20 protein-coding genes are annotated in these 23764 nt (G+C 74.6%); 6 read left to right on the top strand and 14 right to left on the bottom strand.

Going from position 1 to position 23764, the window contains the following annotated elements:
* Nucleotides 1-218: 218 nt before the first annotated feature.
* The 3 genes from ACH4KB_RS01050 to fdxA all read right to left on the bottom strand — a co-directional run bounded on the left by ACH4KB_RS01050 (nucleotide 219) and on the right by fdxA (nucleotide 2565).
* The gene (locus ACH4KB_RS01050) at nucleotides 219-914 is read right to left on the bottom strand and encodes a hypothetical protein (protein WP_398062372.1); all 696 of its coding nucleotides are present in this window, start codon (nucleotides 912-914) and stop codon (nucleotides 219-221) included.
* 17 nt (nucleotides 915-931) lie between these two features.
* Nucleotides 932-2026, bottom strand: coding sequence for a succinyldiaminopimelate transaminase (gene dapC / locus ACH4KB_RS01045; protein ID WP_398062370.1), 1095 nt, complete (start codon nucleotides 2024-2026; stop codon nucleotides 932-934).
* 218 nt (nucleotides 2027-2244) lie between these two features.
* On the bottom strand, nucleotides 2245-2565 hold the full coding sequence (gene fdxA / locus ACH4KB_RS01040; protein ID WP_018956287.1) for a ferredoxin: 321 nt from the start codon (nucleotides 2563-2565) through the stop codon (nucleotides 2245-2247).
* Nucleotides 2566-2682: 117 nt separating this feature from the next.
* Between fdxA and ACH4KB_RS01035 the strand changes: the two genes are divergently transcribed.
* The 3 genes from ACH4KB_RS01035 to ACH4KB_RS01025 all read left to right on the top strand — a co-directional run bounded on the left by ACH4KB_RS01035 (nucleotide 2683) and on the right by ACH4KB_RS01025 (nucleotide 5556).
* On the top strand, nucleotides 2683-3720 hold the full coding sequence (locus tag ACH4KB_RS01035) for a GNAT family N-acetyltransferase (RefSeq protein ID WP_398062368.1): 1038 nt from the start codon (nucleotides 2683-2685) through the stop codon (nucleotides 3718-3720).
* Nucleotides 3721-3795: 75 nt separating this feature from the next.
* On the top strand, nucleotides 3796-4677 hold the full coding sequence (locus tag ACH4KB_RS01030) for a tetratricopeptide repeat protein (protein WP_398062366.1): 882 nt from the start codon (nucleotides 3796-3798) through the stop codon (nucleotides 4675-4677).
* Nucleotides 4678-4950: 273 nt separating this feature from the next.
* Nucleotides 4951-5556, top strand: coding sequence for a LuxR C-terminal-related transcriptional regulator (locus ACH4KB_RS01025; RefSeq protein WP_398062364.1), 606 nt, complete (start codon nucleotides 4951-4953; stop codon nucleotides 5554-5556).
* Here ACH4KB_RS01025 and ACH4KB_RS01020 read toward each other — a convergent pair.
* The 5 genes from ACH4KB_RS01020 to ACH4KB_RS01000 form a co-directional block, all read right to left on the bottom strand.
* Nucleotides 5525-7423 (bottom strand): ATP-binding cassette domain-containing protein, encoded by a 1899-nt coding sequence (locus ACH4KB_RS01020; protein ID WP_398062362.1) that lies wholly within the window; start codon nucleotides 7421-7423, stop codon nucleotides 5525-5527. The genes ACH4KB_RS01025 and ACH4KB_RS01020 overlap by 32 nt on opposite strands.
* Complete coding sequence (locus tag ACH4KB_RS01015) at nucleotides 7420-9201, bottom strand: ATP-binding cassette domain-containing protein (protein WP_398062360.1); 1782 nt, start codon at nucleotides 9199-9201, stop codon at nucleotides 7420-7422. The genes ACH4KB_RS01020 and ACH4KB_RS01015 overlap by 4 nt, the downstream gene beginning before the upstream one ends.
* A 90-nt stretch (nucleotides 9202-9291) precedes the next feature.
* Nucleotides 9292-9423, bottom strand: a complete 132-nt coding sequence (locus ACH4KB_RS01010; protein ID WP_003966507.1) for a SapB/AmfS family lanthipeptide — start codon at nucleotides 9421-9423, stop codon at nucleotides 9292-9294.
* Between the two features lie 42 nt (nucleotides 9424-9465).
* The gene (lanKC, locus tag ACH4KB_RS01005) at nucleotides 9466-12111 is read right to left on the bottom strand and encodes a class III lanthionine synthetase LanKC (RefSeq protein ID WP_398062358.1); all 2646 of its coding nucleotides are present in this window, start codon (nucleotides 12109-12111) and stop codon (nucleotides 9466-9468) included.
* A 227-nt stretch (nucleotides 12112-12338) separates the two neighbouring features.
* Nucleotides 12339-13325, bottom strand: coding sequence for a winged helix-turn-helix domain-containing protein (locus tag ACH4KB_RS01000; RefSeq protein WP_398063310.1), 987 nt, complete (start codon nucleotides 13323-13325; stop codon nucleotides 12339-12341).
* 306 nt (nucleotides 13326-13631) lie between these two features.
* Between ACH4KB_RS01000 and ACH4KB_RS00995 the strand changes: the two genes are divergently transcribed.
* Together ACH4KB_RS00995 and ACH4KB_RS00990 are read left to right on the top strand one after the other, a co-directional pair.
* Nucleotides 13632-14870: an MFS transporter gene (locus ACH4KB_RS00995; RefSeq protein ID WP_398062356.1), complete on the top strand. Its 1239-nt coding sequence runs from the start codon at nucleotides 13632-13634 to the stop codon at nucleotides 14868-14870.
* On the top strand, nucleotides 14867-15451 hold the full coding sequence (locus ACH4KB_RS00990) for a sugar O-acetyltransferase (protein WP_398062354.1): 585 nt from the start codon (nucleotides 14867-14869) through the stop codon (nucleotides 15449-15451). The genes ACH4KB_RS00995 and ACH4KB_RS00990 overlap by 4 nt, the downstream gene beginning before the upstream one ends.
* 75 nt (nucleotides 15452-15526) lie before the next feature.
* Here ACH4KB_RS00990 and ACH4KB_RS00985 read toward each other — a convergent pair whose 3' ends face one another.
* The 5 genes from ACH4KB_RS00985 to ACH4KB_RS00965 all read right to left on the bottom strand — a co-directional run bounded on the left by ACH4KB_RS00985 (nucleotide 15527) and on the right by ACH4KB_RS00965 (nucleotide 20393).
* Entirely contained in the window at nucleotides 15527-16030 is a 504-nt protein-coding gene (locus ACH4KB_RS00985; RefSeq protein WP_398062352.1) for a DUF4265 domain-containing protein, read from the bottom strand.
* Between the two features lie 299 nt (nucleotides 16031-16329).
* Nucleotides 16330-18507, bottom strand: coding sequence for a hypothetical protein (locus tag ACH4KB_RS00980; RefSeq protein ID WP_398062351.1), 2178 nt, complete (start codon nucleotides 18505-18507; stop codon nucleotides 16330-16332).
* Nucleotides 18508-18682: 175 nt separating this feature from the next.
* Complete coding sequence (locus ACH4KB_RS00975; protein WP_398062349.1) at nucleotides 18683-19156, bottom strand: DUF6113 family protein; 474 nt, start codon at nucleotides 19154-19156, stop codon at nucleotides 18683-18685.
* A complete protein-coding gene (gene mshB / locus ACH4KB_RS00970; RefSeq protein WP_398062347.1) occupies nucleotides 19153-20109 on the bottom strand; it encodes an N-acetyl-1-D-myo-inositol-2-amino-2-deoxy-alpha-D-glucopyranoside deacetylase in 957 nt (318 codons plus the stop codon). Before mshB ends, ACH4KB_RS00975 begins: the two co-directional genes overlap by 4 nt.
* 89 nt (nucleotides 20110-20198) lie before the next feature.
* The gene (locus tag ACH4KB_RS00965) at nucleotides 20199-20393 is read right to left on the bottom strand and encodes a hypothetical protein (protein ID WP_026290246.1); all 195 of its coding nucleotides are present in this window, start codon (nucleotides 20391-20393) and stop codon (nucleotides 20199-20201) included.
* A 170-nt stretch (nucleotides 20394-20563) separates the two neighbouring features.
* On the opposite strand from ACH4KB_RS00965, the gene ACH4KB_RS00960 reads away from it, so the two are divergent.
* The gene (locus ACH4KB_RS00960) at nucleotides 20564-22690 is read left to right on the top strand and encodes a prolyl oligopeptidase family serine peptidase (RefSeq protein ID WP_398062345.1); all 2127 of its coding nucleotides are present in this window, start codon (nucleotides 20564-20566) and stop codon (nucleotides 22688-22690) included.
* 27 nt (nucleotides 22691-22717) lie between these two features.
* Here ACH4KB_RS00960 and ACH4KB_RS00955 read toward each other — a convergent pair whose 3' ends face one another.
* Nucleotides 22718-23752, bottom strand: coding sequence for a hypothetical protein (locus tag ACH4KB_RS00955; RefSeq protein ID WP_398062343.1), 1035 nt, complete (start codon nucleotides 23750-23752; stop codon nucleotides 22718-22720).
* Nucleotides 23753-23764: the final 12 nt, after the last annotated feature.

Below are 23764 nucleotides of genomic sequence, written 5' to 3'. Positions count from 1 at the left end.
CACGCAGTTCTACACCTACGACCAGTAGGGCCCCGCGCCCTGCCCCCACGCGGCGGGGGGGGGGGGGGGGGGGGCGCGCCCCGGCCCCCCCCCCCCCCGGGGGGCGCCCCCCCCCCCCCCCCCCCCCCCCCCCCCCCCCCCACGCCGGGTCGTCCCGATTCCCCGCCGATGAGAAGGGCGTCGACGACGAGCCTCCGTCGCCGTGCGGACGATCCGCCTCAGACGGTGTCGATCCGCAGGAACTCCCGGAACTCGGCCGTGCCGACCTCATCGTTCAGCGCGGCGTTCCACCGCGCGATGTCGTCACCCGGGACGTCTGCGTCGAGTGGCAGGAAAACCCGGACAGCGTTCGGCCACTGCTCGAAGAATCCACGGGCGACCGAGTCCGTCAACGCCTGGGAGATCGAGTCCCACACCGCCCTCCGGAATGCGCGAAGGCCCGGCACCGCGAGGGGGTCGGCACTCGCACCGGTGAAGCGTTGCTCCGCCTGTTCTGCCTCGACACGGATCGGCACCAGAGGGTCGTCGATCCCCTGAACCCCGACGATGTCCAGATCCCACTCGCCGAGGTGCCATTTCACGTCGACGGCGAACTCCGGGTCCTCGGCGATCATCTCGTCGAAATGACGCCGCGAGTGCGCGAAGGCGACGATCGACGTGGCGCCGGCGTCGGTCGCGATGCCGACGCCGGCCACGTCGTCCGCCGGCACCTGTCCCGCGACCGCCAGGACGGCCCGCTCGATCGCCGGTCCGAGGCGGTCGGACCAATCACGTGCCCACGCGCAGAGCTCAGGGTCCATGGCTTCATTGTTGACTCTCCCCGGCCGGATCTCGCCGACGCCGACGCCGACGGCCGGGAAACCGGCAGGGTTCCGACGAAGCCACCTGAGCGGGCTTCGTGCCTGCCCAGCCACATGAGATGACTTCCGAGTCAGGACAGACGCTTGACCGCCGCCGCCACCCGCTCGTCGGTCGCGGTGAACGCCACGCGGACGAAACTCGCTCCCGCCGGGCCGTAGAAGTCGCCGGGCGCCACCAGGATGCCGAGCTCCGCGAGGTACGCCACGGTCTCCCAGCACGGCTCGTCGCGGGTCGCCCACAGGTAGAGGCTCGCCTCGCTGTGCTCGATCCGGAAGCCGTGCGCCTCCAGCGCCGCGCGCAGGGCGAGGCGCCGGTCCGCGTAGCGGGCGCGCTGCTCGGACACGTGCACGTCGTCGCCGAGCGCGGCGACGGTGGCGGCCTGGACGGGCGCGGGCGTCATCATCCCGCCGTGCTTGCGGATGAGCAGCAGCTCGCCCAGGACGGCCGCGTCGCCCGCGATGAACGCGGCCCGGTATCCGGCCAGGTTGGAGCGCTTGGAGAGCGAGTGGACGGCGACGATGCCGTCGTGGTGGCCGCCGCAGACGTCCGGGTGGAGCACCGATACCGGCTCGGCGTCCCAGCCCAGCTCCAGGTAGCACTCGTCGCTGAAGACCAGCACGCCGTGCTCGCGCGCCCAGGCGACGATCCGGGTCAGCTCGTCCTTGGACAGCACCTTGCCCGTCGGGTTGGAGGGCGAGTTGAGCCAGAGCAGCTTCAGCCCCGCCGGGTCCAGCTCGGTCGGGTCGTCGTACACGACGGGCTCCGCCCCGCAGAGCCGGGCGCCGACCTCGTACGTCGGGTAGGCGAGCCGGGGGTAGGCCACCTTGTCGCCCGCTCCGAGCCCGAGCTGCGTCGGCAGCCAGGCCACCAACTCCTTGGATCCGACGACCGGCAGCACGTTCGCGTGGGTCACGCCGACCGCGCCGAGGCGGCGCTCCACCCAGCCGGTGAGGGCGTCCCGCAGGGCCTCGGTGCCCCACACCGTCGGATAGCCGGGGCTGTCCGCGGCGGCGACGAGCGCCCGCTGGATGAGCGCGGGGACCGGGTCGACCGGGGTGCCGACGGACAGGTCCACGATGCCGTCCGGATGGGCCTGGGCCGTCGACTTGTAGGGCGCGAGCCTGTCCCAGGGGAAGACCGGGAGGCGGGAGGAGACTGCGGACACGGCGCTCTGCTTTCTCGGGTGTTCTCTACGGGGCGGCGGAAGGACGCGCGGTGACGAGCCCCGGTGCAGGGGCCCGCTGACGGCCCCGGCGCTACCGGGGCCCGATGGCAGCCCCCGCGCCGCCGGGGCCCCATGGCGGTCCCGGAGGTACGGGAAACGCCTCGGCCCCGCACGGTGACAAGCCGTACGGGACCGGGCCGTGCGCGTGGTGCCGCCGCTTACTGGTTCTGCGGCGGCAGTGCGGCGATGAACGCGTGGTCGCGCTCGATGAGACCGAGCTTGGACGCACCGCCCGGAGAGCCGAGGTCGTCGAAGAACTCGACGTTCGCCTTGTAGTAGTCCTTCCACTCCTCCGGAGTGTCGTCCTCGTAGAAGATCGCCTCGACCGGGCAGACCGGCTCACAGGCTCCGCAGTCGACGCACTCGTCCGGGTGGATGTACAAGGACCGCTGGCCCTCGTAGATACAGTCGACGGGGCACTCTTCGATGCAGGCCTTGTCCTTCACGTCGACACAAGGCTGCGCGATGACGTAGGTCACGCTGTCGTTCCTCCTCGGTAGGGCGTTGGCTCTCGCGCGGGAGCGCGGCGTCGTCGATGCCCGCCTCTAGTATCTCCGTTCTCGGGCACGATCCGAACAGGAGGGGCGGACAGAGCTGTGGAATTCACCATCGGCGGACGGCTGGAAGTCAGCATCACACCCGCTGACGTGGGCAAACGCGTGTCCGTTCGGCGCCGGACGGACGGCGGAGGCACAGGCGCGCAGTTCACCGACGTGGTCGGGGTGCTCACATCATGGAACAACGATGTGCTCTCGATCACACGAAAGAGCGGGGAATCCGTCCATATCGTGGAATCCTCCTTGGTCGCGGGCAAGGTCGTTCCCGCCGCCCCGGCCCGCCGTCGCGGTCCCGCCGCCTCCTTCGGGGAGCTGGCCCCCGTCACGGCGCGTGCCTGGCAGCCCGTCGAGAGCGAAGCGCTGGGCGACTGGCGGCTGCGCGCCGCCGGGGGCTTCACCCGGCGCGCCAACTCCGCGCTGCCGCTCGGCGATCCGGGGCTGCCGGTCGGCGAGGCGCTCGGACGGGTCCGGGACTGGTACGGGGAGCGGGGCCTGCCCGCGTACGTCCAGACGGCGACCGGGGCCGAGGGCACGCAGGAGCTGCTGTGCGCGGAGTTGGAGCGGCACGGCTGGCGGCGCGAGGTCTCGGCGGAGGTGCGGATCGCCGCGCTGGCGCCGGTCGGTGACCTTCGGGCGGAGGTGCGGGCGGTCCGGCTGACCCGCGAACCGGACGCGGCCTGGCTCGCCCGCTACCAGCGTTTCTCCACCCCCGGTCCCCATGTGCTGCGGGTGCTGGGCAGCGGCCCTTCGGTCTGGTTCGCCACGGTGCCGGCGGACACGGGGGACACGGGGGACACAGCGGGCACGGACGCGGATCCTGCCGCCCCGTCGGCCGCGATCGGGCGGTGTGTCGTGGACGGCCGTTGGGCGGGGTTCATGGCGGTCGAGGTCGCTCCGGAGCAGCGGCGGCGTGGTCTCGCGACCACCGTGATGGCCGCGCTGGCGCGCCGGGCACTGGACGAGGGCGCTTCGGCGGCCTGGCTCCAGGTCGAGGAGGACAACGAGGGCGCGCGGGCGCTGTACGACGGTATGGGTTTCGCGGCCCACCACCGCTACCACCACTACCGCTCGGCGTGACGGGCGCCGGTGGCCCCGCACCGGGCCCTCCGGCGGGCCGACGCACATGAGCGGGGACAGGAACATGGGTCGCATATGAGCGCGCTGGATTCCGGAACGGCCGAGCGGCGGCGGCAGTTCGCCGAGGAGGCCCGGTCCGAGCGGCCGGACCTCGCCCTCCTCTGTCTGCTGCTGGGCGCGGAGGCCGGACCGGTGGGCCCGGCCGAGGTCCGCCCGGTGACTCCGGGGGAGGACGTCCCCGACCCGTACGGCATCGACGCCGCGCAGATCGAGCTGGACCGGCTGGCCGGGCTGCTGCCGTACGGCTCCCGCTCCCCCGCCGCCTGGGCCTCGGCGCTGGCCGGACTGCTGGGCGGGCGCTGCGGCTTCGGCGGCTCCTCCGTCGACTACCAGCGGCTGGACTCCTCGCTGCTCCAGCAGGTGCTGCGCCGCCGCAGGGGCCTGCCGATCCTGTTGTCGGTCGTCTGGATCGAGGTCGCCAGGAGGGCGGGCGCACCGGTCTACGGGGTGGCGCTGCCCGGTCACTTCGTGGTCGGTTTCGGCGATCGGGAGCACCCGGTGCTGGCCGATCCGTTCGCCGGGGGCGCGCCGCTGACCGGGCAGGACGCGGAGCTGCTGGTCACGGGGACAACCGGGGCGGCCCTGGAGCCGTCGATGATGACGCCCGCGCGGCCGCTGGAGATCGTGCTGCGGATCCTGAACAACGTCCGGGCGTGGGCGGCGGCCCGGCCCGAGCGCACGGATGTGGCCCTGTGGGCGGTGGAGCTGTCGCTGCTCCTGCCCTCGCATCCGGCCCGGCTCCGCTACGAGCGCGCCCAGCTCCTGGTCCAGCGCGGTGAGTTCCTGCGCGGGGCGGCGGAGATGGAGGAATATGCGGAGATCCTCGACGGAATCGAGCCGACGACGGCCGAGAACGTCCGGCGCAAGGCCCACGCCGCGCGCGCCCTGCTGAACTGAACCCGGCCGCCTGGGGGGGTGTGCGGCAGCAGCCCGCCCGCCGCCGGCCGTTGCGCTGCCCGTGCGGTGGCGAGACGGATGGGTCCGTGAGCGATGTGCGCTCCCGCTTTGCATCCGAACGCCCCCTTCCGCGCCCAACGGGAGCAGTATTCAGCCCGTTTGTCGGCCTACGCGAATGCCCATGCGTTCAACTGGAAACCCGTCACCGGATGCGTACGGCCCGTCGCGTTCCGCGCCGGGCGGGGCCGGAAGAGAAATGCTGAGGGCAGACTGATGACAACCGTGCTGCTGGTCCACACCGTGCCGTTGTGGCGCGCGTCGCTGGCGTCGCTCCTCGGCACGGGGCGGGGGATAGAGGTCCGCACCGCCGAACGCGGTGCGATACGTGCCGCGCTGAGCGGGCCGGGTCCCGATGTGCTCCTCACCGACCTCGACTGTCCGGGCGCGCTGGACGTCCTCGACGAGGTGAAGACGCTGACCACACCGCACGGCGAGCCGTTCCCGCTCGCCGTGCTCACCCGCAGCGACCGGCCGAGCGGCCTGCGGCGGGCGTACGAGGCGGGGGCGCTCGGCTACATCGACAAGTACCGCCCGGTGGACGACCTGTCCGAGGTGATGCACAAACTGGCGGACGGGGGACGGCATATCGACGAGTCGCTGGCCTTCAGTCTCTTGCAGGTGGCCGACATGCCGTTATCGCCGCGGGAATTGAGTGTGCTCTCGATGGCCGAGGGGGGTGACACTGTGGCCGGAATCGCCGGCCGGCTGCACCTGACGCCGGGGACGGTCCGCAATTATCTGGCCGCCGCCATACGGAAGTCCGGGGCGCGCAATCGGCTGGACGCGATCAGACGGGCGAAGGAGGCGGGGTGGATCTGATGCCGCGTCCCTGCCCTTTCCCGTCCGCCTGATCCCAGAGGCCGGCCAGGTCGCGGTAGAGGGCGCTGGAGCCCAGGAGTTCACCATGGGTGCCGCACTGGGTGCGCGGGCCGTCCATCACCAGGGTCCGTCCGGCGCGACGGGCCGAGCTGAGCCGGTGGGCGACGACGACGAGCGCCCCCGGCAGGGCCCTGAGCGCCAGCTCGGCGCGGGCCTCGGCGGCCGGGTCGAGCCGGCTGGTCGCCTCGTCGAGGATCAACAGCGGCGGGGCGGCGAGGTAGGCCCGGCCCAGGGCGATCAGCTGCCGTTCGCCCTGGGAGAGCCGGTCCGGTTCGACGGCCGCGTCGAGGGAGCCGAGCCGGGAGAGCAGCGCGTCCAGGCCGAGCGCGTCCGCCATGGCCGCGATATCCCGGTCGCCGGCGTCGGGGCGGAGGTAGCGGAGGTTGTCCCGCAGCGAGCCGCTGAACACGTAGGCGTGCTGGGGCAGCAGGACGCGTACGGAGGTGGCGTCGGCCGGGCGCACCGGCCGCCCCCGCCACCGCGCCGCTCCCCCGGTGGGTCGCTCGGTCCCGGCGAGGACGGCGGCCAGGGTCGACTTGCCGCTGCCGCTCGGGCCGACGACCGCGAGGTGCTCCCCCGCCCCGATCGTCAGGGAGAGCCGGTCCAGTACGGGCTGGGCGCCGGGCCCGTACGCGAAGCTGACCTCGTGGAGCTCGGCGACCGGGGTCCCGTACGGCGGCGGAACGGCCTCCGGGGCGGGCGGCGGCGGGTCGTCGGCGGGCGGCGGCGGCGCCTCCGTGAACCGGTCCAGGACCACGACGAGCCGGCCTCCGGCGGTGCCCAGCATGGTCATCAGCGCCTGGACTGCGGGGGCGAGCGCCTGGGTGAGGTAGGTCAGCGCGCCGACCAGCGCGCCCGGCGTGAGCCCGTTCCGCAGCAGCCAGGGCGCGCCCAGGAGCAGCAGGAGCGGCGGGAACCGGCCACAGACGGCGAGGGCCAGCACCCGTACGCCCGACCAGCGGGCCAGCAAACGGGAGGCCGCGAGCTGGGCCTCGGCGAGGGTCCGGGACTCGGCCACCGTCCGCTCGCCGGCCCCGGCGGCGGCGATGTCGCGTACGGAGGCGGCGAGCAGGCCCGCGTGGGCGGCGTACGCCTCGTCGGCGGCGAGGTAGTCGCGCTGGCGGGCGGCCATCGGCGGCAGGGTGGAGAGGAACAGGGCGCCCCCGAGGACCAGCGGTGGCAGCACGAACAGGAGGAGGGCGGGCGAGAGGGCCAGCAGGCCGGTGACGGCCCCGGCCGCCGTGAAGACGAACGAGCGGAGCGTCAGGACGAGTCCGGCCCAGCCGTCGCGGGCGATCTCACTCTGATGGGTGACCTGCGACAGGGACCGGGTGCTGACGTCGCCGGCCCGGTCGAGAGCGCCGGACAGCGCCCGCGACACCGCGCGCCGGACCAGTCCGTCGCGCAGCGGCTCCACGAGGTCCGCGAGCCGGCCGAACACTCCGCGGGCGGCGGGCACGGACGGCAGCACGGCGAGCGCGGCGACGGCCAGCCAGAGAAGGCCGGTCCGCGGGCTGCCGGCGAGGAAGCCGTCGTCGAGCGCGCGGGCGACCCCGAATCCACCGAGGAAGGTCTGGGCGAACTCCAGCAGGGACCAGCCGGCCAGCCGCAGGATCACACCGGTCCGCGCCCGCAGGAAGGGCCGGGCCTCACGGCCGACCCGGCGCAGGGACGTGTCACGCCGCGAACGTGCGCCGTGCTCCCGCTCGTCGCGCCGCGAACGTGCGCCGTGCTCCCGCCCGTCGCGCCGGGGGCGTGCACCGTGCTCCTGCCCCTCGCGCCGGGGGTGGGTCCTGTCGGCCTTCACCGGGCCTCCGCCCCGGCGGTCGGCGTCACGGGCGTACGGCTCGCGGGCGCGAGGCCCCCGGCGGAGGCGTCCGTGCTGGTGTCCGTGCGGAAGACCGCCCGGTAGTCCGGGTCCGCCCAGAGTTCGTCGTGGCGGCCCGTCGCGCGGACCCGGCCGTCCTCCAGCCAGGCGACCCGGTCCGCCCGCGCGGCCGAGGACAGCCGGTGGGCGACGATGATCCGGGTGCAGTGCCCGGCCCGCGCATCGAGCGCGCGCCGGACGTGGTGTTCGGTCACGGTGTCGAGGCTGGACAGCGCGTCGTCGAGGATCAGGAGACGGCCGGGGTGGGCGAACGCGCGGGCCAGCCCGAGGCGTTGGCGTTCGCCCCCGGACAGCGGGGCGTCGGCGACCGGGGTGGCGTAGCCGTCCGGGAGCAGCGCGAGGAACCCGTCGGCGCGGGCCGCGCGGGCGGCGTCGCGTACGGCTTCGGGCGACGCGGTCCAGGGCCCGTAGGCGATCGTGTCCTCGACGGTGACGCCGGGGAGGGCCGGGCGGGCGAAGGCGTACGCCACCTCGCGGCGCAGCCGGGCCGGTTCCATGCCGTCCATCGGGACGCCGTCCAGCAGCACGCTTCCGGTGTCCGGGTCGAGCAGCCGTCCGGCGACCGCGGCGAGCACCGACTTCCCGGAGCCGGAGCGCCCGACGACCGCCAGGGAGCTGCCGCCGGGGACGGTGAGGTGGACGCCGGTCAGCAGCGGGGCGCCGTCCTGTTCGACGCCGACGTCCCGGAGTTCGAGGTGTCCGGGGGCGTCGGGCGCCGGGCCCAGGCCGCGGTGGGGCAGCGGTGCGAGGGTGAGCAGGGGCTCCAGGCTCCGGGCGGCGGCGCGGCTGCGGGCGAGGGCGCCGAGCGCGCCGGTCAGGGCGCCGATGCCGACGGCGAGGCCGGCGTAGCGGGAGGCGGCGACCAGGTCGCCGACGCCGATCGCGCCCGCGCCGAGCCGGAGGCCGGCGACCGCGAGGACCAGCAGCATGAGCAGGGGCAGCAGGAGGCCGCTGGTGCCGACGGCCCGCCCGTACACGGACCAGGTGCGCCTGCCGTGTTCGGCGAGGGCGGTCAGGGGTTCCAGGACGCGGCGGTGCTCGCGTGCGCCGGTGCGGGCGGCGCGGATGGTGTCGGCGCCGTCGAGGGCCTCGGTGAGCCGGTGGGCGATGAGCGACTGGGCGCGCTGGTAGTCGGCCCCGGCGTCGGCGGTCCGGCGGGTGAAGGCGCGCAGCAGTGCGACGAGGAGGGGGGCGCCGAGGAGGAGGGCGGCGGCCGTCGGGACGTCGATGAGGAGGAGGCCGACGATCGCGCCGAGCGGCAGCAGGACGCCCGAGACGGCTCCGGCGGCGGTGACGGGCGCGGAGGCGGCGTCGGCGGTGCGGGCGGTGAGCCGGGCGGTGAGGTCGCCGGTGGGCAGGGCGAGGGCGCGGCGGGGTTCGGCGGCCAGGACCCGGGCGGCGGTGCGGGTGCGCAGGGACGCGGTGAGCCTGGCGGTGGTGCTCGTGCCGGTCACGGCGGCCGCCGCGTCGAACCCGGTCTCGGCGAGGGTCAGGGCCGCGCAGAGCAGCAGTCCCGACCAGGGCACCGGGCCGCCGGTGACGAGGCGGTCGACGGTGTGGCCGAGGGCGGCGGGCAGGGCGAGGGCGGCGAGCGCCCCGCCGGTGGAGCAGAGGAGGAGCGCGAGAAGGGCCGCCGGGTGCCGCCGGGCGAGCCGCCGGGCGCCGGACTCCGTGCCCGGGCGTGGGTGCAGCCGCACGGGGTGGCCTTTCTGGCAGGACGCCCCCTGGGGGGCACGTGGGCCGGCCGGCCCACCGGTGAGGAACACCGGTGGGCCGGCCGGTGCGGGTCACGGGGTGCAGAGGACCACGCTGAGGGAGCTGTACTCACAGACCAGCAGCGAGACCTGGCTGCCCGTCGCGAGCTCGCCGAAGGAGTCCTCGGCCGGGGTGTCCATCGCCTGAAGGTCGAGAAGCGCCATGATGTGTCCTTTCGGGGACGGTAGTTGTGCTGAACGGTGGTGCTACGACGACCCCTGACGGGGCCGGTTCATGGGGCCGCTCGCGCGGCCGGGGCCCGTCGCCGGAGCGGCGGGCAGGAAGGGAAGTCCGGTGGTGCCGCCGAGCGCGGCGCCCAGGGCGAGGAGAGCGCCGGCGGTCCCGGTGGCCAGGTCCATCGACAGGCGCATCAACTGCTCGCCGGGGAAGGCGAGTCCATCTCCGTACGCGAGGGCGTGGCTGCCCAGCAGGTCGGTGTGGCGGGCGACCGCGCGCTGCCGGTCGGCCTCGTCGCACAGCGGGGTGGCCGCGAGGTGCAGCAGGAGACCGGCGGAGCCCCGGAGCAGTCCGGGCTGGACGTAGAAGGCGGAGAGCGCGGCCGGCAGGAGGGCCCGTCCGGCCGCTTCGAGCGTGGGGTCCGGGCGGTGGGTGAGGTAGGCGTCGATGACGGCCGCGATGCCGGCGCTGCCCGAACCGAGGTACGGCATCAGCCGCTTGCCCTCGACGACGAGGAGTTCGCCGTCGTCGCCGGTCCGGCAGCGTTCCAGGTCGCGGCGGAGCGCGGTGGCCGCCAGGTCGAGCAGGGCGGGGTCCCCGGTGGTCGCGTACCGGCGCACGAGGAGCAGGGCGATGCCGCTGGCGCCGTGCAGCAGCCCGGTGCGGGGCGACGGCGGACCCTCGACGAGCGCGCGGACGGCGAGGGCGGTGCAGTGGGCGGCCGCGGCGGACAGCGCCGGGGCGTCGGTGGCGGAGGCGGTGCGGGCCAGGTCGTCGAGGGCGAGGCCGATGCCCGCGTACCCGTTGTGGAGGCCGGGCGCGAGGCCTTCCAGGGGCTGGTCGAGGATGATCCGGAGGAGGTCGGCGGCCTCGGCGGTGCGGCCGATCCGGTGCAGGGTCCAGGCGATGCCGGTGAGCCCGTCGTAGAAGCCGAGGGGGCTGCCGGACGCCGGGTCCTTGGCGTGCCGCAGGAGCCGGTCCTCGGCCTCCTCGCACGGCGGGGCGCCCGTCTCGTGGAGGGCGTAGAGCACTCCGGCCGTCCCGTACGCGAAGGAGTGGCCGCCGGTGGCGGTGGCGAACTGGGCGATGTCCCCGGGGAAGCAGCGGTCCTCGCGCTCCGGTGTGCAGGAGGCGGTGATGGCCCGGACCATCGCGTTACGGCTGCGCGGCCAGTCGCCGGGGTCGGGAAGGGGAACGGATACGGGAGCGGGCACGGCGGTGGCGCCCGCCCCGGGGCGCCCGGTGTCGCGCAGGATCTCCGCGACGGCGGGCCGCAGCTCCTCCTCGGTGACCGGGAAGACCCGGGCGATGTCCCGGGCGAGACCGGCGGCCTTGGTGCGGTCGATGCCGAACAGCGTGGTGAGCGGCAGGTACAGGGCGAGCCGCAGGCAGGCCAGCGCGTAGCGGTCGATGTCGGCGCCACGCCGGTCGGGCGGGGCGACGAAGGCCGGGTTGGCGACGACCTGGCGGCGGCGTTCGGTGGCCGGGGAGGCTGCCTCGAAGTCGAGCAGGACGATGCGCGTGTTCTCCTCGTCGACCATGACGTTGCTCATGTGCAGGTCGCTGATGACGATGCCCCGGTCGTGCACCGCCTCGACGGCGCGCTCGACCTGCCCGTACAACTCCGCCGCCCAGGCCGCGTGTTCGGCGAGCAGTTCGGGTGACGGGTGCTGCCGGGCGAGCGGGAAGCGGCGGGCGAAGACGGTGTTGAGGGTGGCGCCGGGGATGTACTGGAGGACCAGGAAGTGGTGGTCGCCGACCTCGAAGACGTCCCGGACGGCGGGCACGCAGTCCAGTCCGGCCAGTTGCTCCAGGGCGGCCCGTTCGCGCTCCAGCCGGGCCACGGCGTCCGCCCCGTCGGCGGCCAGACCGGCGTACGGCCGCGCCTCCTTGAGGACGACCTGCTCGCCGGTGCGGGTGTCGCGGCCGAGGTAGACCCCGCCGCCGTTGGAGAAGTGCAGCGCCTTCTCCACGGTGTACGGGAGGTCCGCGAGGCCCACGGCGGCGCGGGCTTCGAGGTGCGGCATCAGGAAGGCGGGCGGGGTCACCCAGGAGGGGACGCGGAAGGACGGGCCCCGGTCGTCCGGGACGAGCCGGCCCCGCGGATCGGCGACGGCGGGCACGGGCCGCCCGTCAGGACCGGAGCAGAAGCGGGCGGCGAACGCCCCGTACCGGGTGTGCACGGGCCCGTTCCCGCACCGCAGGTCGCTCAGGATGTACGGGCCGTGCTCGCCCTCCAGCAGCCGCATGAGGGCGGTGCACACCTCGGGGAACGCCTCGTCGGACGGCGGGTAGACGGTGATGAACTTGCCGCTGCCGGCCCGGTCCGCGTACTTGGCGTTCCGCAGGGCCAACAGCCCCGCGTTGGGTACGCACTTGAAGGCCAGCCGGTGTTCGAGACAGTGGGCGACGACCCGCTCCAGCACGGAGGCGGCGTTGTCGAGGGCGGCCGAGACGTGGATCTTCCAGCCCTGGGGCGGCAGTCGCAGCCCGTCGGGGCTGTACGCGAGCCAGTCGCCGCGCCGGGTGCGTGTCCAGCCGTCGGGTACGGCGCCACGGAGCGGCGCGTAGAACGAGCGCTCCTCGTCGGCGGCTCCGCCCGGTCCGGGAGAGCGGTGGGGCGCGTCGTAGAAGCGGCGGTCCGCCTGGCAGTACGCGGCGTACTCCGGATTCACGCACGGTCCCCTCGCTCGGTTCTTTCGTGGCGAGAGAGAAGTTGTCACAACGATGAGCGGTGCCCATAGTCACTGTTGTCACGACTCGTACATGCGCGCCAACCATGCGGAGCGCATCGCGTACTGATGGGTATCCGCTTGCCGCCCAGCCCAGGGCGGGTGCGGGCCGGGGGCGCGTGGGGGCGCGCATAGAGCGCACTCACCCTCCTCTCAGCCCGTCCCCCGCCTCAGCCCGCGCCGCGCACCAGGACGTCCCCCGCTTCCGTACGGAAATAGAGCACGGAGCGGCCCGCGCGACGGCGGCGGACCAGGCCGGCGTCCAGCAGGACCCGCAGATGGCGACCGACCGAGCCCAGCCCCTGCCCGGTCAGCGCGACGAGCTGCGTCGTGCTGAGCGGGGAGGCGAGCAGCAGCAGGACGGCAGCCCGCGCCGGGCCGATCAGCGCGCCCAGGGCGGCGGGCACGGACACGCTCCCGGCCTCGACGAGCGCGCCGGAACACGGGTACACCAGCCCGTACCGGCGTGGGATGTCCCAGCAGACCCAGGACTGGTACGGGGTCACCGGAACGAACAGCAGTTGGGCGCGGCCCAGTTCGCGGGGCGGGTTGTCGTAGGTGTTGATCTGGAGCCGGCTGCCGCCCAGCCAACGGACGCCGGGGCGCATGCCGTTCACCGCTTCGGCCCAGCCGCCCCGGCCCAACTGGGCGGAACGGGCCACCACATCGGCCTCCAGGATCCGCCGCCGCCTCGGCCAGTCGGGCAGCACGGTGTGCGTCCAGACCCACTCGACGGCGTCGGCGGCGCGCTCGGCCAGGTCATCCCGGTCCAGCGCGGCGGGCAGCGGCCCGCTCCCCGCCCCGGCCGCCTCGGCCAGTTCGGCGCGGGCCCGGCCGGGCGGGGTGGCCCGGACCGGCGCCAGCTCGTCGGCGAAGGAGGGCGGGGCCTGGCCGGGCGGGGCGGGGGCCGGGGCGGGGACGAGGAAGTCGGCGGTCCACCGGGGCGCGAGGGCGGAGCGGATCACCAGCGCGGAGACCGGGTGGCCGGCCTTCCACCGCCGGTACGCGGGCAGGTGGGTCTCCAGCCAGGCGCGCTCACCCGGATGCGCGGCGGTGGCCCGCTCCAGGACCAGCAGGCTCGCGACGGCCTCCGCGAGGGGCGAGACGACGAACCGGCTGTTCGCGAGCGTGTCCGCACCGACCTGCCACCAGCCCACGCGCCCCACCGCCTCACTCTCCGTCGTCTCACCGGCCCCGCCGCCCGCCGCCCCGTTCTCCGTCGTCTCACCGGCCCCGCGACCCCGCGGCCCGGCCGCCCACCGCCCCGCTCTCCGTCAGCCCTGGGACTCCACCGTCACGCCGCCCCGCTCCCCGTCGCCCCTCCGACCCTGCCGCCCACCGCCCCGCTCTCCGTCGCTGCGTCAGCCCTCCGACCGGGCCGCCCGCCGCCCCCGCCCGCCCGTGCTTTCGCGTCCGCGCGAAACAGTAACGCTCCCGGCGACGGTGTCCGGAGACTCCACCGCATGCGCACCTACCGCGAACTGTTCCGGACCCCGGAGTTCTCCCCCTTCTTCGCCGCCGTCTCCGTGCAGACAGCCGCCCAGACCGCGACCGGTCTGGCGCTGGGCACCCTCGTGTACACGCGGACGGGCTCGCCCCTGCTGTCGGCCCTGGCGATGTTCGGCCCGTCGCTGGCCCAGGTGGCCGGGGCGCTCACCCTGCTGTCGGCGGCGGACCGGCTGCCGCCGCGCGCCGCGCTGACCGCCCTGGCGCTGCTCTCCGCCGGGGCCGCCTGCGTCCAGGCCGCTCCCGGACTGCCGCTGTGGGCCGCGTTCGCCGTCCTGCTCGTGGTGGGCGCGGCCTCGTCACCCGGCGGCGGCGTACGGTACGGGCTGCTCAACGAGATCGTTCCGCGCGAGGGGTTCCTGATCGGTCGCTCCGTGCTGAACATGACGGGCGGCGCGATGCAGATCTGCGGCTTCGCGGTGGGCGGGCTGCTGGTGACGGTGTTCTCGGCGCGCGGCACGCTGCTGATCGGGGCGGTCCTGTACGTCGTCGCGGCGACCGTGACCCGCTTCGGACTGACCGCCCGGCCGCCCCGGGCCACCGGCCGCCCGTCGGTCCGGGAGACGCGGCGGACGAACGCGCTGCTCTGGTCGTCCACGCCGCGCCGGTACGTGTTCCTGGCGCTGTGGGTGCCCAACGGGCTCGTCGTCGGGGCCGAGTCCCTGTACGTCGCGTACGCGCCCGGGCACGCCGGGCTCCTCTTCGCCGGCGGAGCCCTGGGCATGCTGGCCGGGGACACGCTGGTCGGGCGGTTCGTCACGGCACGCCGGCGAGCGCGGCTCGGGGCCCCGCTCCGGCTGCTGCTCGCGGCGCCCTATCTGCTCTTCGCGCTGCGTCCGGAGCTGCCCCTCGCGCTGGCGGCGGTCGTCGTGGCGAGCGTGGGCTTCGCCGCGAGTCTGCTGCTCCAGGAACGGCTGATGGCCCTCACCCCGCAGGAGCTGAGCGGCCAGGCGCTCGGGCTCAGCTCCTCGGGGATGCTCGCCATGCAGGGAGTGGGGGCGGCCGTGGCGGGCGGTATCGCCCAGATGACCTCCCCCACGACGGGCATGGCGGCGGTCGCGGGGCTCTCGGTGGCGGTGACGCTGGTGCTGGCCCCGGGGCTGCGTGACCGGTCCGGCGACGCCGGGGGCAGACTGCCGGTAGCGGACGGATCACCGCGAGCGTCCCGTACACCCCGCACGGAAGAGACCTCATGAGCGACGAGACCAGGCCCAGCCAGAAGGAAGCCATGCTCTCCGGCGAGCTCTACATCGCCGACGACCCCGAACTGGCGGCGGAGGCGCGGCACGCGGCCGTGCTGAGCGAACGCTTCAACGCCACCTCGGCCGCCGACCCCGAGGCCCGGCGCGCCGCCCTCGCCGAGCTCCTCGGCGAGCTGGGCGAGGGCGCCGAGGTCCGGCCGCCGCTGCGCGTCGACTACGGCTACCAGACCACCATCGGCCCCCGGACGTTCATCAACTTCGGCGCGGTCCTCCTGGACGTCGCCCGCATCGCCATCGGCGCGGACGTCCAGATGGGCCCGAACGTCCAGCTGCTCACCCCGACCCACCCGATCGACCCCGAGCCGCGCCGCGCCAAGTGGGAGGCCGCGCAGCCGATCACCATCGGTGACAACGTCTGGCTGGGCGGCGGGGTGATCGTCTGCCCCGGGGTGACCATCGGCGAGAACACCGTGGTCGGGGCGGGGGCGGTCGTCACGAAGGACCTGCCGGCGAACGTGGTGGCGGTCGGCAACCCGGCCCGGGTGATCCGGAAGATCGGCGAGGCGGAGGCGTAGCACCCCGGGTCCCCGTAGGGCGCCGGGCGCGGCACTCCGGTTCGCCGCTGCCCGCCCGGTGCGGCTCCCCGGGTGCTACGCGGCCCGCCAGGCGTCGGTGACGCACGAGACCTCGAAGTGCCACCAGCCCTCGTCCTGGCCACGGGCGAGCAGCTCCTTGACCCCGCGCAGGTCCGCGCCGCCCGGCACGGTCAGGGCGACCAGCGGGAACTCGGCGCTGAAGACCTCGCCGGTGAGCCCGTGGACGGCGAGCCGCTCGTGCACGGCCCGGGCGTCGCGCCCGAGCGGCCCGTCCGGCAACGGCAGCACCCGTACGGTGCAGTTGCCGGAGTCGGCGACGCGGCCGACGGCCCAGTGGACCCCGTCGCCGTCCGTGCGGAACCGTACGGTCTCCCCCTCGGCGACCCCGTCCTGGAGGAAGGGCGCGTTGTCCACCCGCGCGGTGTCCGGACCGAGGCGCGTCGCCCACAGCCCCTCGGTGTCGTAGGGCGGCCGGCCCTCGCGCGGGACGAAGCGGAACCAGACCTTGATCCGATCGGCTTCGCACGGCGGGCGTTCCGGACCGGCGGGGGAACTCATGGCCCCATGGTCCCGCGCGTGCGGCGCGCCCGCCTGTCCACGCCGGCCCCGACTACAAGGTCTTCGTCCCCGATGACGTGCGCGTCGACGCGCACGCCCTCGGCACCGTCGGGTCCCCCGCCTCGGCACCGTCGGATCCCCCGCCTCGGGAACGTCGGCGATCCCCACCCGGGTCGTGGACTTCCCGTAGCCACCGACGCGGGAGCCGTACGGGACGCGCGCCCGCCGACGACTCCGCCCCCGGCCGGATACGTTCCCGGGCGGGGGCGGAGGGGCGGAGCGGCTGTCCGGTGCGGGCGTCAGCCCTGGCCGGTCAGGTCGATGGTGACCGTGCGCTCGGCGGGGGTCTTCCCGGTCAGGGCGGTCTTCATCGCCTGGGCCACGTCGTCCGCGCCGACCTCGTGCTTCTTGCCGTCGCCCTTGACGGCCATGATGCCGTCGAAGACGCCGTCCAGGAGCTTGTCGATCGCCTGCTTGTCGTAGACGTCGACCAGTCGGCCGTCCACGGGCTTCATGGAGAGGATCTGCGGCAGCGACCGGGCCGGGCCGAACTGGATCTCCTTGGGGCCGGCCTTGATCGTGATCAGGCCGGACATCGCGGGCTCGGCGAACTCCTTCATCGCCCGGTCCAGTTCGGCCTTGGTGATGGTGGGCTCGCTGGTGGTGACGGGGAGTTCGACCAGCCGGGCCTGCCCGGTCTGCACCTGCGCGCGGTAGGCGTCCCGGACCGAGATCAGGGACTGGCCGGCGTCCAGCGTCTTGCCCGGCTTGCCCGGCACCGCCACGGCCTTGTTCGGCTCGAAGCGGATCGTGCCGTCGGTGGACGAGCCGGAGACGCCCGCCAGGTCGGTCAGCGCCACGCCGAGCTTCTCCTCGTCGACCGGGATCACCGGATCGGCGGGACGCTCCCCGCCGAACAGCGAACCGATCACCGAGACGGGGTTGTAGTCGCTGCCCGCCGCGCCGCGCACGGTCTCCTGGCTGTCCAGGGTGAGACCAGCCTTTTCGGGGTCGAGCTTCTCCTCCTTGCCGTCCACCGACAGCGTCAGGGCCGCCCTGGCCCGCTCGCCGAGGGCGGCTTCGAGCTTGGTGACCGCCTCCTCCTTCGTGCCGCCGCCGATGTCGACGCCGAGCACCGTGGTGCCCTTGGGGACCTCGGAGTGGTTCAGCAGGAGACCCGCCCCGTACGCGATGCCGAGCAGCACGACCGCGGCAACCGCGAGGAGGACCAGCTTGGAGCGGCCCTTCTTCGCGGGGGCGGGGGCGGCTGCCTGGGATGCGGGACGCGGGGCGGCGGGGCCGGGCGTGGGAACACCGGGTCCGCCCGGACCGCCGGGTCCACCCGGACCGCCGGGGCCGCCCGGAGGTCCGCCGGCCACCGGGCCGCCGGGGGTGCCGGGGCCGCCCGGGAACGCGACACGGGGCTCGCTGGGCACCACGGGGATGCCGCTGGTCAACGTGTCGCCCGAGACATGGCCGGGGCCGGGCTCGGGCACCGGGGGCTGCGGCGTGAGGATCGCGGTGTCGTCGGACATCCGGGGCGGTACGCCGCCGGGGACGCCCGGGACCATCGGGCCGGGGCCGCCGGGGCCCCGTACGCCGTCGAGGTTCGGGGTGAGCGAGGAGCTGCCGGTGACCGGTCCCGTGGTGGGGCCGGACGGACCGGGCGGACGCACCCCGAGGCCGGGGGCGGAACGCGGGCCTCCGCCGGGGGGCTCCGTGCCGTAGCTGTCGAGCGCGCTGCGGCCGGGGCCGGGGCCGGGGCCGGGTGTGCCCGGTCCGCCGCCGGACTGCGGGGCGTCCGAGAAGTACGGCAGGTCGGGGCGCGAGCGGCCCGCGTCACCGTCGGACCCGCCACCGGGGCCAGCGGGGCCGCCCGCGCTCGGACCACCGGGGGCGCCCACGCCGGGGCCCTGGGCGCCGCCGGGGCCGGAAGGAACGCCGCCGGGCACACCGGTGCCCTGAGCGGCTGCTCCCGGCCCGGTGGCCGGGGCCTTGCGCGGGGCGAACCAGTCGCTGCCGCTCTTCTCCCGGGCCGGCTTCTCGCCGGGTGCCGGGTCGGCGGCGGGACCACCGTCCCGGGGCCGGTCAGCGGCCGACGCGCCGTTCGGGCCCGCGGAACGGTCCGCGGGTCCTGGCGCGGGCGGCGGCGTGCCGGGGCGCGGGGTGGCGCCGGTGCGTTCCGCGTCGGAGCGGTCGCCGGCGACGTCGCTCTCCGCCATCGGCGTACGCATCACGACCGGCGGGATGGGACGCGACCCGGGGATGTTGATCCGGATGCGCGTCGTCAGCGTCGTCTCGGTCTTCGGTTCCTCGGGCCGGGGCGGAGCCACGGATCCCGGGTTCTCGTCAGAGCCGTCCTGCGACGGGTGGAGCGACGGATACTGGCGTGATCCGTACGGCGGCGTACCCGAGGGATACGCGGCTCCGCCGCGGCCCTGGGGCCCGGAGGACGAACTGTCAGTTTCACGACTCAAAGCAGGTTCTCCCGATTGGCTCCGCCGCCCGTACTTCCCCCATGCCGCAGGCCAGGGGACGGCTCGGCGCGCGCACCACCATACTGGCCGCCGCCGTCGGACACTCCGCGACCGGGTGAAACCTCCACCCGCGCATCACATCTATGGGGGTCTTTCCCGACCCGGACTTGCCACTTCACGTACCGGACCGGCCGTTGCGGATGGCTGATTGCGGCACTTTGGAGGTGGTGGCGCACATCACAGCGACGGCCGTCCCGCCGAGCATGAACAGCACCAGGCCGAGTTCGTCGCCGAAGACGTAGTCGCCTTCCGGTCGCCCGCTCAGCAGGAGGAAGACCGTGATGAACCAGCCTCCCGCCGGGGCGAGCGCGCCGATCTGGGTACGGGTCAGGATCCGGCCCCCGTAGAAGAGGCCCGCGGCGGCCGCCAGCGCGATGATCAAACCGCCCGGGAACCAGGCGGGTTGGACGAGTGCGCCGGCGATCCCGACCAGAACGCCGAGGACGGCGAGGCCTGAGTAGGCGGCGATCCGGGCCGGGTTCGGCCGGGCCGCGAAACCGGTGGGCTCGGGCTCCCTGGGCGGCGCGTTCCGCCGTGGCGCGTGGGAGGAGCCGGCACGGCCACGGCCTTGGCCCGGGTTCCCGCTCACGCGGTGCCTCCCGTGGCGCCCGTAACGTCCCTGGCGTCCGTGGCGCCCGTAACGTCCCTGGCGTCCGTGGCAAACGGCAGGCCCGCGAAGAGGTCGCTCTCGCGCTCCCCCTCGGGCACGCCCGGTACGCCCCGCACCAGTTGGTAGTACTCGGTCGTCAGCAGGGGCTGACCGAGGTCGTTGGAGAGGGCGAAGAACGGGCCGTCGACCGCGATCTGGGTGGCGTGGGCGCGCATCGCCGCCGACTTGGCCCCGGCGTACGCTGATCCGTCGATCTCCGCGGTGATCCGCTCCCCGTCGGTCACGCCCGGGACGTCGTCCACGGAGGCGATGCCGGGGAAGGTCCCGGGGGCGGTGGTGCGCAGCCGCTCGAAACCGGCCTCGGCCACGGCGCGCTCCACCCGGTTCCAGTAGATCTTCGCGACGGCGTGCGGCGCGTCGGTACCGTACGCCGGGTCGGCGGCCAGGTCGGCGGCGCGCATCGCGACGCGGTGGGCCTGGATGTGGTCGGGGTGGCCGTAGCCGCCGTCCGGGTCGTAGGTGACCAGGACCTGGGGGCGGATTTCGCGGATCACCTCGACGAGGTGGGCCGCCGCCTCGTCCACCGGGGTGGACCAGAAGGAGCCGGGTCGGCCGTTCTGCTCGGCGCCCATCATTCCGGAGTCCCGGTAGCGGCCGGCTCCGCCGAGGAAGCGGTGGTCGTCGACGCCGAGCTCCTTCATCGCCGCGGCCAGCTCGCCGACGCGGTGGGGGCCCAGCGCGTCGTCCCGGTCGGCGGTGAGGCCGGCGAGCGCGGGCGGGATGACCTCGCCCTCCTCGCCGAGCGTGCACGTCACCAGGGTGACGTGGGCGCCCTCGGCCGCGTACCTGGCCATGGTGGCGCCGTTGTTGATCGACTCGTCGTCGGGATGCGCGTGCACCAGCAGCAGACGGCGGGCGGGGAGGTCCTTCATGGGGACCACCCTACGAGCCCGGAGGCCCCCCGTGCCTCCGCGCCCCGTGCCTCGCGCCTCCTCGCCCCCCGCCCGCCCCCGGCGCGCGGTCAGAACTTGATGCTGCTGATCATCCCCGCCACGTTGGACGTCAGATCGGAGATGGTCGGTGCGACCGACGAGCTCGCGATGTAGAACCCGAGCAGCATGCAGACCACCGCGTGCCCTCCCTTCAGTCCGGATTTCCGGATCAGCAGGAAGACGATGATCGCCAGCAGCACTACCGCCGAAATCGAGAGCGCCACGGCGGTTCACCTCCATCGGTACGTTCGGACGGTCGGAACGGGGGTACGCGAAGTCAGCAGGTTCCTACCCACCTAGCGCTACGGATCATAACTATCCGTGCCAACGCATTGATCGGGGCACAGCAGCACGAGGGGCGCACGAACCGCCGCGCGAGGCTAAGTTCGGAGCCATGACCTCGCAGAAGCTGTCCTTTCCCCGCCAGCAAGCACGGACCCAGCGCTTCACTCTGGGCGCACCTCGCGCCTTCACCGTCTCACCGGATGAGACGCGCGTGATCTTCCTCCGCTCGATGTCCGGAACGGACCGCTCCACCCGCCTCTGGGTCCTCGACCCGGCGACCGGCGAGGAGCGGATCGCCGCCGATCCCGAAGTCCTGCTGGGCGGTGCGGCGGAGAAGCTGTCGGCGCAGGAGCGGGCCCGGCGCGAGCGGACCCGGGAGGGTTCGTCGGGCATCGTCTCCTACGCGGTGGACGCGGCGGCGGAGTTGGCCGCGTTCGCCCTGTCCGGAAAGGTGTACGTGGCCGAGCTGCGGGCCGGGACCGCGCGGGCGCTGCCGGTGCCGGGCCCGGTGATCGACCCCCGCCCGTCCCCCGACGGCCGGCACATCGCGTACGTGGCCAAGGGCGCGCTGCGGGTCGTGGGCGCGGGGGGCGAGGGCGACCGGGCGCTGGCCGAGCCGGAGGACCCCCATGTCACCTACGGTCTGGCCGAGTTCATCGCGGCCGAGGAGATGCACCGCTACCGGGGCTTCTGGTGGTCGCCGGAGTCGGATCGGCTGCTGGTCGCGCGGGCCGACGACAGCCCCGTACAGCGGTGGTACATCGCCGATCCCGCGCACCCCGAGCGCCGGCCCGCCGAGATCGCCTACCCGGCGGCGGGCACGCCCAACGCGGAGGTGCGGCTCTTCGTCATGGACCTGGAGGGGGCCCGTACCGAAGTGGTCTGGGACCGGGCCGCGTTCCCGTACCTGGCCCAGGTGCACTGGTCCTCCGCGGGTGCTCCGCTGCTGCTGGTCCAGGCCCGGGACCAGCGCAGCCAGCGGTATCTGGCGGTGGACCCGGAGACCGGTGCGACCCGGATCGTGCATGTCGACGAGGACCCCGTGTGGCTGGATCTTTTCCCCGGGGTGCCCGCGTGGGCCCCGGACGGGCGGCTCGTGCGGATCGTCGACGAGGGCGGCGCGCGGGTGCTGGCGGTCGGGGACCGGCTCCTCACCGGGTCGCAGCTGCACGTCCAGTCGGTGCTGGACATCGGGGAGTCCGACATCCTGGTCTCGGCGGTGGCCGGTGAGGACGCGGTCGAGCCGGAGATCGGGCAGATCCATGTGTACCGGGTGAACGAGCTGGGAATCGAGCGGATTTCCGAAGGGGTGGGTGTGCACTCCGCGGTCCGCTCGGGCGGTCTCGCCGTGCTGGTCTCGGCCGTTCCCGAGGAGCCCGGGGCCGCAGCGTGGGTGGTGCGGGACGGCAAGCGGCTGACCCGGATCCCTAGTTCGGCCCAGGAGCCGGTGCTCTCCGCCCGCGTGACGCTCACCGAGGGGGGCGCACAGCGGATTCCGTGCGCCGTGCTGCTCCCCTCGGACTACCAGGAGGCGGATGGTCCCCTTCCGGTTCTGATGGACCCGTACGGCGGTCCGCACGGCCGCCGGGTGGTCGCCGCCCACAACGCTCACCTGACCTCGCAGTGGTTCGCGGACCAGGGCTTCGCGGTGGTCGTGGCGGACGGGCGCGGCGCGCCGGGCCGCTCGCCGGGCTGGGAGAAGGCGGTGCGGGACAACCTCGTGATGACGATGGAGGACCAGGTCGAGGCGTTGCACGGGCTCGCCGGGCGGTTCCCGCTCGACCTGTCCCGGGTGGCGATCCGCGGCTGGTCCTTCGGCGGCTACCTGGCGGGGCTCGCGGTGCTGCGGCGGCCCGACGTCTTCCACGCGGCGGTGGTGGGCGCCCCGGTGACGGATCAGCGGCTGTACGACACCCACTACACCGAGCGCTATCTCGGCGACCCGGCGACGCAGCCCGAGGTGTACGCGTACAACTCGCTGCTCACCGACGACGGTCTCTCCGAGCCCGCCGCCGAGGTCCGGCCCATGATGATCGTGCACGGCCTGGCCGACGACAACGTGGTGGTCGCCCACGCCCTGCGGCTGTCCTCCGCGCTGCTGGCCGCCGGGCGTCCGCACGAGGTGCTGCCGCTGAGCGGGGTGACGCACATGACGCCGCAGGAGCAGGTCGCGGAGAACCTGCTCCTGCTCCAGGTGGACTTCCTCAAGCGGTCTTTGGGGATGACCGGAGCCTGAGCCACCCCGCACTCCCGCCGCCCCCGCTCACCAGCGGGGCGGCGGGGAGGAGGGCGGGGGCCCGAAGCCGCCCTGCGGGGGCCCGAAGCCGCCCTGCGGGGGCCCGAAGCCGGGGGCGGGCGGCTGCTGACCGGGCGCCGTCCGCGGGGGCGGGTAGCCGGGGGGCTGGGCGCCCCAGGGGCCTGCGCCGCCCCACGGGCCGGGGGCGCCACCGGCGGGGGTCCGCCCGGCGCCCTTGCGGGCGAGGACGAGGAGCACGACGGGCCCGGCGAGGAGCGCGGAGAAGGAGCTCAGCATGTTCAGCTGTGCCTCGATGTCCGTGTCGAAGAACTGCTCGTACATCTCGTAATGGACGATGCGCGCCGTGCCCAGCACGCCGGAGGAGAGCACGAACCCGCCCGCGATCAGGCCGAGCGGTCGCGCGTGGGCCGCACCGGCGGCCGCGCCGACGGCCGCCACCAGGAACATCAGGACGTGCGCCACGGCGACCCAGCCGGGAGGTCCCTCGGTCAGCGGGACGGTCAGGGGTCCCCCGCCGAGGAACCAGCCGGGATAGAAGTGGGACGGAAAGACGAACGGCTGCCGGATCTCCCAGGCTGCGACGATCAACGCCTGGAGGCCCAGGAGCAGGAAGGCCACCACCCCCGCGCCGCGCCCCGGACCGGCGGGGCGCTCCGCGCCCCCGGGCACCGGGCGACGGCCCGCCGCCCCCGCCACGGCCATGCCGAGCCCGGCCGCCAGGGCGACGTACGTCGTGAGCAGCGCCCGGTCGCGGAGGTCCTCCGGGGCCGGGGCGTCGGCGATGGTCCAGACACCGGGCAGCCGCAGGGCGAAGGTGACGACGCCGGTGACGATCAGGACCGAAGCGGCGGAGGAGGACCGGAGTGCCGCCACAACGGCGGCGGCGTAGGCCAGTAGCAGGACGAGACTGGTGGCCGAGGTGGTCGTCCGCGGCGCGTCCCGGAGGTCGGCGGTGCCCGACCAGTACTCCCAGACCGCCAGCGGCCCTTCGGCGGCCCGGATGTCGCGCACCAGCCAGGCGATGATGAGTAGTGCCGGCACCGCGCACAGAAC

This window comes from Streptomyces sp. NPDC017520, from assembly GCF_044329855.1.
In the GTDB taxonomy this organism is placed as follows: domain Bacteria; phylum Actinomycetota; class Actinomycetes; order Streptomycetales; family Streptomycetaceae; genus Streptomyces.
Note: the sequence above shows the minus strand (reverse complement) of the source record. Positions and strands in the feature narration are given on the sequence as shown.